Source organism: Pedobacter sp. 10L46_2, assembly GCF_056395165.1.
The window spans coordinates 1-8,339 of the sequence record NZ_JBFTIZ010000179.1 but is presented as its reverse complement, the minus strand read 5'-3'; the positions used below and the strand labels follow the sequence as shown (position 1 = coordinate 8,339).

General features: G+C 40.8%; 4 protein-coding genes and 2 tRNA genes. 2 read left to right on the top strand and 4 right to left on the bottom strand.

Features of this window, described 5'->3' with window-relative positions:
- Positions 1-351: 351 nt before the first annotated feature.
- Positions 352-3,549: a TonB-dependent receptor gene (locus AC1DDX_RS17710; protein ID WP_337717036.1), complete on the top strand. Its 3,198-nt coding sequence runs from the start codon at positions 352-354 to the stop codon at positions 3,547-3,549.
- A 146-nt stretch (positions 3,550-3,695) separates the two neighbouring features.
- On the opposite strand, the gene AC1DDX_RS17705 is transcribed toward AC1DDX_RS17710, so the two are convergent.
- Together AC1DDX_RS17705 and AC1DDX_RS17700 are read right to left on the bottom strand one after the other, a co-directional pair.
- Positions 3,696-3,840 (bottom strand) — tRNA-Asp (locus AC1DDX_RS17705).
- Between the two features lie 57 nt (positions 3,841-3,897).
- Positions 3,898-4,005, bottom strand: a tRNA-Asp gene (locus AC1DDX_RS17700).
- Positions 4,006-4,157: 152 nt separating this feature from the next.
- Between AC1DDX_RS17700 and AC1DDX_RS17695 the strand changes: the two genes are divergently transcribed.
- A complete protein-coding gene (locus tag AC1DDX_RS17695; RefSeq protein WP_048908245.1) occupies positions 4,158-4,631 on the top strand; it encodes an Lrp/AsnC ligand binding domain-containing protein in 474 nt (157 codons plus the stop codon).
- An 88-nt stretch (positions 4,632-4,719) separates the two neighbouring features.
- On the opposite strand, the gene AC1DDX_RS17690 is transcribed toward AC1DDX_RS17695, so the two are convergent.
- Positions 4,720-7,044 carry a Tex family protein gene (locus tag AC1DDX_RS17690; protein WP_172662232.1) on the bottom strand — a complete coding sequence of 775 codons (2,325 nt, stop codon included), beginning with the start codon at positions 7,042-7,044 and terminating at the stop codon, positions 4,720-4,722.
- A 103-nt stretch (positions 7,045-7,147) separates the two neighbouring features.
- The gene (locus tag AC1DDX_RS17685; protein ID WP_048908243.1) at positions 7,148-8,134 is read right to left on the bottom strand and encodes a pyruvate dehydrogenase complex E1 component subunit beta; all 987 of its coding nucleotides are present in this window, start codon (positions 8,132-8,134) and stop codon (positions 7,148-7,150) included.
- Positions 8,135-8,339 lie beyond the last annotated feature (205 nt).

Here is an 8,339-nt window from a genome sequence, read left to right as displayed (position 1 = left end):
ATGGGTCATTAGCCCTAATTTCTATTTGAGTTCCTGATGAAAGGGAGGCAGAAGTCTAAATCGAGACATGAGTCCAAACTCTGACGAAAGGATAGTTTACTTCTGCTTCCTTCTCATTCTAAAAATAATCAAAACAAATCTAAAGGACGTAGGAGAGATCTCTTGAACTCTGGCATAATCAAGAGATCTCTCCTACGTCGAGATGACGAAAGCTTTAAACTCCTGTGATTGGTAATCTATTTCGTAGCATCATTAATATCCAAATCGTTGCAGAATTTCTTAATATAAATCTATTTCTGAGCTAATATTCCAACCCTAATTTCGTCATCAAAAATCAACCTACTAACTCAGATGATGAAAAATTTACTATGTACAGCTCTCCTGCTTCTATTCTGTTGCTTTGCCCAAAATAAACTCCTGGCACAAACAACACAAACTTCAATATCAGGAACCGTTACTGATACTCAAAAAAAACCTGTTCCGGGCGTATCTGTCAGGGTTCGTAATGAATCTACAGGATTTAACACCTCCACCACTACCAACAGCAATGGTGTGTATACCTTTAAAGAACTTCCCCTTGGGAAACCCTACACTATTACTGCAACTTATGTAGGTTTTGGCGACCAAAAAATAACCGGCTACTCATTAAATCAGGGTGATGCCCTGAAAATCAATATCACCATGCAGGATGCAGTAGAAAACCTGGCAGTAGTAGAGATTGTAGGATCAGGACTTAAAAACAAAACTGAAAACCTCGGTGCTGCAACCACCATTACGGCCAGAGACATTGAGAAACTTCCTGTTAACGGCAGGAATTTCACCAATCTTATGGACTTGTCTCCTTTAAGCCGCGGTGGCACAATATCTGGCCAGCTGGGCTCTTCTACTAATTACACTATTGATGGTATGACGGCTAAGAATCCAACTTCAGCAGGTTCTACCACCAGCCGAAGCGGTGCACCTTATTCTTTATCTATGGAAGCTGTCCGGGAATTTCAGGTAGTCACCAACCAATATGACGTAACCTTTGGCAGAAGTGGCGGTGGGACCATTAGTGCAGTAACCAAATCGGGTACGAATACTTTTAGTGGAGGAGCATTTACTTATGGCCGGGCAGACTGGCTGGCAAGTCCTTATGCAATCAATGGCAACAAACGCCAATCTGATTTCTCTACCTATCAATATGGATTTTCATTAGGCGGTCCGATCATTAAAGATAAACTGCATTTCTTTGCTGCATGGGACCATCAGCGTGATGCAAGGCCTTTGATGATTGCCAATCTGGAAACCGACGCCGATATTACTCGACTGAGGATTACTCCTGCCACACTAAAAGAGTTTGTGGATATCGCCCAGGATAAATATGGGGTAAAGGGACGCCAGACTGGAGAATTTGATAAGCTACGCGGTTCAGATGCAGGTTTTGCAAGAATCGACTGGCAAATCAATGAGAAAAACCTGTTGACAATCAGAGACAACTACACCAATGACCGCAACAAGCAGGGCCTGGAAGACAATAGCCCGATCAATTTGTACGAATCTTATGGAAATGACCAAAACGTAGATAACAGCTTACTGGCTACTTTACGTTCATCCATCAATTCCAAACTAACCAATGAGCTAAAGGTACAGCATTTGTACACCTACCAATTAAGCAGTCCAGGTGATCAGTTGCCTGCCGCAAACATTCCAAGAGCCGTTGTAGAAAACGTAATTTCAAGTATTAATGGAGCCAATGCAGCAACAAATATTCAGATAGGTGGTCACCGTTTTGCACAGGAAGGTTTTACTAATAATGTATTACAGATTGTAAATAACCTGTATTACAACACAGACAAGATTAAATATACTTTTGGCGCAGACCTAATGTATACCCGTGCACATTCTGTTTACGGAAGTGAGCTGAACGGCAGGTTTTGGTTTAGAAATACCGCAGATCTGGCCAATCCGGCAAACAATAGAACTGCCTTGCAGAATTTCAATGACCTTAAACCATACAGATACACAAGGGAAGTGCCTTTAGTGGCCGACCCAAGTGTAACTCAGGGAATCTTCAATACCGCTCTTTATGGACAAATGCAAACGAAGCTTGCAACGGGCCTGGAGATGACGGCAGGTATTCGTGCCGATTACAGTTTCTACCCTGCTGCGCCTCTGAATCAGTTGGTTCTGGATGAGCTTGGTTTACGCACAGACAACTCGCTGTCGACTTTCCAGATTCAGCCAAGACTGCAGTTCACATGGGATGTGAATGAGGAGCACAGGGATTTCATCAGGCTTGGTGCTGGTATCTTTGGATCGGACATCAATAATTACATGACGATCAACAACAGGGTATTTGACGGAACGCGCATTGCCTCAGTTGATGTGAGAGCACCGAATGTGCCAATACCAAATTTCATAGATTACCGCAATAACCCTCAGAATGCGCCCGGACTGGAATTGTTTGACATCCCGGGTGTTAACAAACTTCTCACGATCAACACTAACGCAAGTGATGCCCGCGTGCCAGTAGTTTATAAAGCAAATGCTTCTTACTCACATTTTATTAATGAGAAATTTAAAGTCACTATAACAGGTTTTGCCACATTAGGACGCAACAATTACGTATACGTAGATCGCAATATGGCAGTAAATCCATTCTTTAGATTGGAAAATGAAGGCGGCCGAGGTGTGTACGTTCCGGCAGCAAGTATTACCAACGCTGCACCAGACTGGCAACAGGGGCGTATTAGTCAGAAGATCGGTAGGGTATTGGAAATGAACAGCAAGGGGCGTGTAAACCAGTTCGCAGCAGTTCTGGATGCTACTTATCAATACTTTAAAGACGGAACAATCACCTTTAGCTATACATTAAACGATACCAAAGACAATACTTCTTATAATGGAAACGTAGCGAATACCGCGACACTAGCCTTACCTGTAAAAGATAATCCAAGAGACCTGAGTAAGATGAGTTATTCAGACAACCACTTCAGACATAAAATTGTATTCTATGGCACACTACCTACCTTCTATGGGGTAAGTGTAGGTATTCGTTATTCAGGTATCGGTGGCACACGCTATTCTCTATTGTCGGGCGGTAATACTAATGGCGACTTTGTTTCGGGAACAAATGATCTTGCTTTTATTTTCGACAGGAACAACACTGCTGTACCAGCCAACATTCAAACTGGTTTAAAGGCCATCATGGATAATCCTAATGCAAGTCAGAGCCTTAAAGACTACATCAACAGGTACAGCGGTCAGATCGCTGAGCGGAACGGCGGTATCAACGGGTTCTATGGCATTTTTGATCTTAGAATCAGCAAGAAATTTAAAGTTTATAAAACCCACAGCATTGAAATTTCAGGAGATCTTTTCAACGTAGCCAATCTCTTGAATAAGAAATGGGGTGTGAACGAATCAATGGGAAACCAGGCACTATATTCAGTTAATTCGTTCAACAACACAACCAACCAGTTTGTTTATAACGTAAACAATTCTGGTATTGCCAATCCATCAGGCAATCCTTATCAGGGGCAGATCGGTATCCGCTACGGTTTCTAAGCTTTCGATCTCAAAAACAAGAAGGGTGTGTTTCACAATCTGAAACACACCCTTCTTGTTTTGCATTAAATAGGTCATAACAAAAAAAAGAGTGGCCCTATCCGGGGTCACTCGTTTTTTAACTAACTTATTATTCATAAAAAAACTGGCTGTTGGGGAAGGAGTCGAACCTTCAAGGGGTAGTTAGCTACAGTTCAAAAATTAATTTGTGGTCAACCCATAAACTGCGTTTATCCATTTATCCCCACCACCGAGACAAGAAGGCGTGTCTGCCAATTTCACCACCCAACATTATATAAAGTACTAATTCTTAAGTAGTAGGTTTAGGTTGATTTAACTACTTAATAGCTGTAGGGGAAGGAGTCGAACCTTCAAGGAGTGGTTAGCCCTTACGGGTTTTCCAAATTCTCCACCACCGAGACAAGGAGGTGCGTCTGCCAATTTCACCACCCTACAGAGTATAAACAAGTTTTAAAGAACTATTTTTTGTTACTTGCTTGATACAAATGTAACAACAACCTATATACGTTGCAAATATTTTAAACATTTTATTTTATTTTTACGATATTTCTAATTAACTTAGAATATTGTTACCAAATATCAAAACGATGCTTAAAAAAGAAACCCAAAATTTAGAAATTGATAACCTGGATATTGATATCTTGAAGCAGCTGATGCATGATGCAACTAAGCCTTACACTGAAATTGCTAAAGATCTGATTGTTTCTGGTGGAACAATACATGTCCGCATGAAAAAACTTCAGGAAATGGGTATCATCAAAGGGTCACATCTCATTATTGATCCGCAAAAGGCTGGTTACGACATCTGTGCCTTCCTTGGTATCTATCTTGAAAAGGGAATTCAATATAAAGATGCTGTAGAGCAACTAAGCAAAATTAAAGAAGTTGTAGAACTCCATTACACTACCGGTGCCTATAGTATGTTTGCCAAGATCATTTGTCGCGATACGAGCCACCTTAGACATGTATTAAACGAAGAAATCCAGGCTGTATCTGGCATACAACGTACAGAAACATTAATCTCTCTTGAAGAAAGTATCAAAAGACAGATTGAGCTGTAGTTAACAAAATGAGATTACCAATGACGTTTTTTTAAATCGTCCGTCATCTCCACGATAGGAGAGATGACGGACTGCAATGCTCTTTTTACTATTTAAACATGTTTTTCAATGCTTCAAGCTTCAATTGTAAATCCCCATCTGGTAGCGGTTTATCTTTCTTCCCTCCAACACCATTAGTTTGAGGTTTTGACGGCTTTCTATGTTGATCCGGTTTACCTGCACTTACCGGTTTTTTAAAGCTATTTGGTTTTTGATCTGCCTTTTTAACCTGAGGCTTTGGAGCAGCGGTGGCTGTTTTCATAGAAAGCGAAATACGCTTTCTTGCCACATCCACTTCAACTACCGTAACTTCTACTTTTTGATGAACTTTAACAACATCATTGGCATTGGTTACAAATTTATTGGAAAGCTGACTCGTATGCACTAATCCATCCTGATGAACTCCTATATCTACAAAGGCTCCGAAATTGGTAATATTGGTAACAATGCCAGGCAATTTCATACCGATCTTTAAATCAGCTATTGCATTTATGCCATCAGTAAAGCTAAATATTTCGAACTGCTCACGAGGATCTCTTCCTGGTTTTGCAAGCTCACTCATAATATCATTTAAGGTTGGCAAACCAATTTCTTCACTTACATATTGCTGAAGTTTGATCTGTTTTCTTAATTCAGCATCCTTCATTAACTGAGCTACGCTGCAGTTCAGGTCTCTTGCCATTTTATTAACCAGGGCATAGCGCTCTGGGTGAACAGCGCTAGTATCAAGCACATGCTCAGCATTTCTAATTCTCAAAAATCCAGCGGCCTGCTCAAAAGCCTTGTCTCCTAAACGAGGTACCTTTTTAAGGCTTTCTCTATTTTTAAAAGCACCATGCTCATTACGATAACTTACTATGTTTTGTGCAAGCTGCGGACCAAGCCCTGATACGTACGCCAGAACCTGTTTGGATGCCGTGTTTAACTCTACGCCTACAGCGTTCACACAACTCATTACAGTGTCATCTAAAGAAGCCTGCAGCTTATTCTGATCTACGTCATGCTGGTACTGCCCTACACCTATAGACTTAGGATCTATTTTAACAAGCTCTGCCAACGGATCCATTAAACGACGTCCAATTGAGACTGCCCCACGAACGGTGATGTCCTGAGTTGGAAATTCTTCTCTGGCAACCTCAGAGGCTGAATAGATAGATGCACCATTTTCATTAACCATCACCACAATTACGTCGGCTATAGCCAACCCACGGATAAACACCTCGGTCTCTCTGCCTGCAGTTCCATTTCCAATAGCGATAGCCTCAACATTGTGCTTAGCACATAATTTTTTGATGGTTTCGGCAGCTTCAAGAACACCTCTTTGACCGTTATGCGGATAGATAGCAGTATTTTCAAGTAATTTACCTTGCATATCCAAACAAACAACCTTGCATCCGGTACGGAATCCAGGATCTATTGCCAAAACATTCTTTTGTCCCATTGGAGCAGCCAGCAGCAATTGCCTTGCATTCTCTGCAAATACACGGATCGCTTCTTCATCGGCCTTTTCTTTTGAAATACCGCGAACCTCTGTTTCCATTGCTGGGCCCAGCAAACGCTTATAGCTATCTTGTATGGCTAATTTAACCTGTGCTGAACTGCCATTGTTGCTTTTCACAAACTGCTTCTCCAGAATTTGAATTGCTCCCTCTTCCTCAGGCATGGTTTCAAGCTTTAGAATATCCTCATTTTCTCCTCTGCGCATTGCAAGGATTCTATGAGAAGGGGCTGTTTTAAGTGGCTCGTTCCAGTCAAAATAGTCTTTGTATTTAATCCCCTCTTCTTCTTTTCCCTTTACCAGGGTCGATTTAAAAATCGCATTGTTTTGAAAATATTTTCTCATTGATGTTCTTGCATCAATGTTTTCATTTATAATTTCTGCAATGATATCTCTAGCCCCGGCAAGCGCTTCATCTGTTGATGATACGCCAAGCTCATCATTAAGAAACTTACCGGCTTCAAGTTCCGGATCTTGTTTGCTTTGCTCAAGTATGGCAATAGCAAGAGGCTCCAAACCTTTTTTACGGGCTTCTGATGCTCTGGTTTTACGCTTTGGTTTATACGGAAGGTAGATATCTTCAATGGTGGCAATATTTGTTGCCGCGTTTATTTTTGCTTCAAGCTCTGGTGTAAGTTTTTCAAGTGCAGCAAGTGCTTTTAAAATTGCTTCTCTACGCTTATCGAGCTCACGAAGCTGCTGAAACCTGTCGCGGATGGCGGCAACCTGTACCTCATCCAAACTCCCTGTCATCTCCTTGCGGTAACGGGAAATAAAGGGAACAGTTGCTCCTTCATCCAATAATTCAATAGTAGCGATAACCTGCTTTTCCGCCACTGCGAGTTCAGCAGCGATTATTGTAGAGTGATTACTCATTTTGATCTCTATTTGATGTTGTAAAGTACAGTGGGGTCAAAAATAAAAAAAATCCCGCAGAGGGTTTAACCAGCGGGATTATATTTCTTTTAAATAATTAGTCTTATTTTGCTACGTACATAACTTCTTTTACAGCTTTAACTACCTTTTCTGCATTAGGTAAGCTAGCCGCAATAAGAGTTGGTGCATAAGGCAACGGTACATCTGCACAAGTGATACGCAATACCGGAGCATCAAGATAATCGAAAGCATTTTTTTGGATATTAAATGCAATTTCAGAAGAGATAGAAGCCAATGGCCAAGCCTCTTCAACAATTACCAAACGATTGGTTTTCTTAACAGATTCAATGATAGTTGCATAATCAATAGGACGTACAGTACGTAAATCAATTACTTCAACACTAACGCCTTCTTTAGTTAATTCTTCTACAGCTGGGTTTACAACACGGGTAAGCATCTTGCCAAAAGTTACGATGGTTACATCAGTACCTTCTTTTACAACGTTAGCCTTACCTAGAGGAATATAAAATTCGCCTTCAGGAACTTCGCCTTTATCGCCGTACATAACCTCAGATTCCATGAAGATAACCGGATCAGGATCAATAATAGATTGTTTAAGCAAGCCTTTAGCTTCGTAAGGAGTAGATGGAACTACAACTTTTAAACCCGGACAGTTTGCATACCAGTTCTCAAAGTTTTGAGAGTGCTGAGCACCTAACTGACCTGCATTTCCAGTTGGTCCGCGAAATACAATAGGCACAGAAAACTGTCCGCCACTCATAGATAGCATTTTTGCTGCACCATTAATGATCTGATCTATAGCAACCAGAGAGAAGTTAAAAGTCATGAATTCTATGATTGGAACCAATCCGTTCATTGCTGCGCCAATACCTATACCGGTAAAGCCCAACTCAGCTATAGGCGTGTCTATAATGCGTTTGTCTCCAAATTCATCCAACATTCCCTGACTAACTTTATATGCACCATTATATTGTGCAACTTCTTCGCCCATCAAAAAAATGTTCTCATTTTTGCGCATTTCTTCGCTTAAGGCCTCACGTAAAGCTTCTCTAAATTGAATCTCTCTCATTGTATATTCAAATGTTAATTGCGGCAAACTTAGATAAAATTGTTTTTATATGCAATTTATTCGCACCACTGCCCGCCTTTGAAAAGAAAGTTTTACACTTGAAATATATCCATAATGGTTTAATTCCTTAACTATCTCTGACAAATGTCTTTATAAGGGCAATACGAGCAGTTTTCTTTATTCTCAGTTTGCAGAAACGGAATGT

Coding starts and splice junctions, on each gene's coding strand:
- AC1DDX_RS17710 (WP_337717036.1), top strand. CDS start 352: ATGATGAAAAATTTACTATGTACAGCTCTCCTGCTTCTATTCTGTTGC.
- AC1DDX_RS17695 (WP_048908245.1), top strand. CDS start 4,158: ATGCTTAAAAAAGAAACCCAAAATTTAGAAATTGATAACCTGGATATT.
- AC1DDX_RS17690 (WP_172662232.1), bottom strand. CDS start 7,044: ATGAGTAATCACTCTACAATAATCGCTGCTGAACTCGCAGTGGCGGAA.
- AC1DDX_RS17685 (WP_048908243.1), bottom strand. CDS start 8,134: ATGAGAGAGATTCAATTTAGAGAAGCTTTACGTGAGGCCTTAAGCGAA.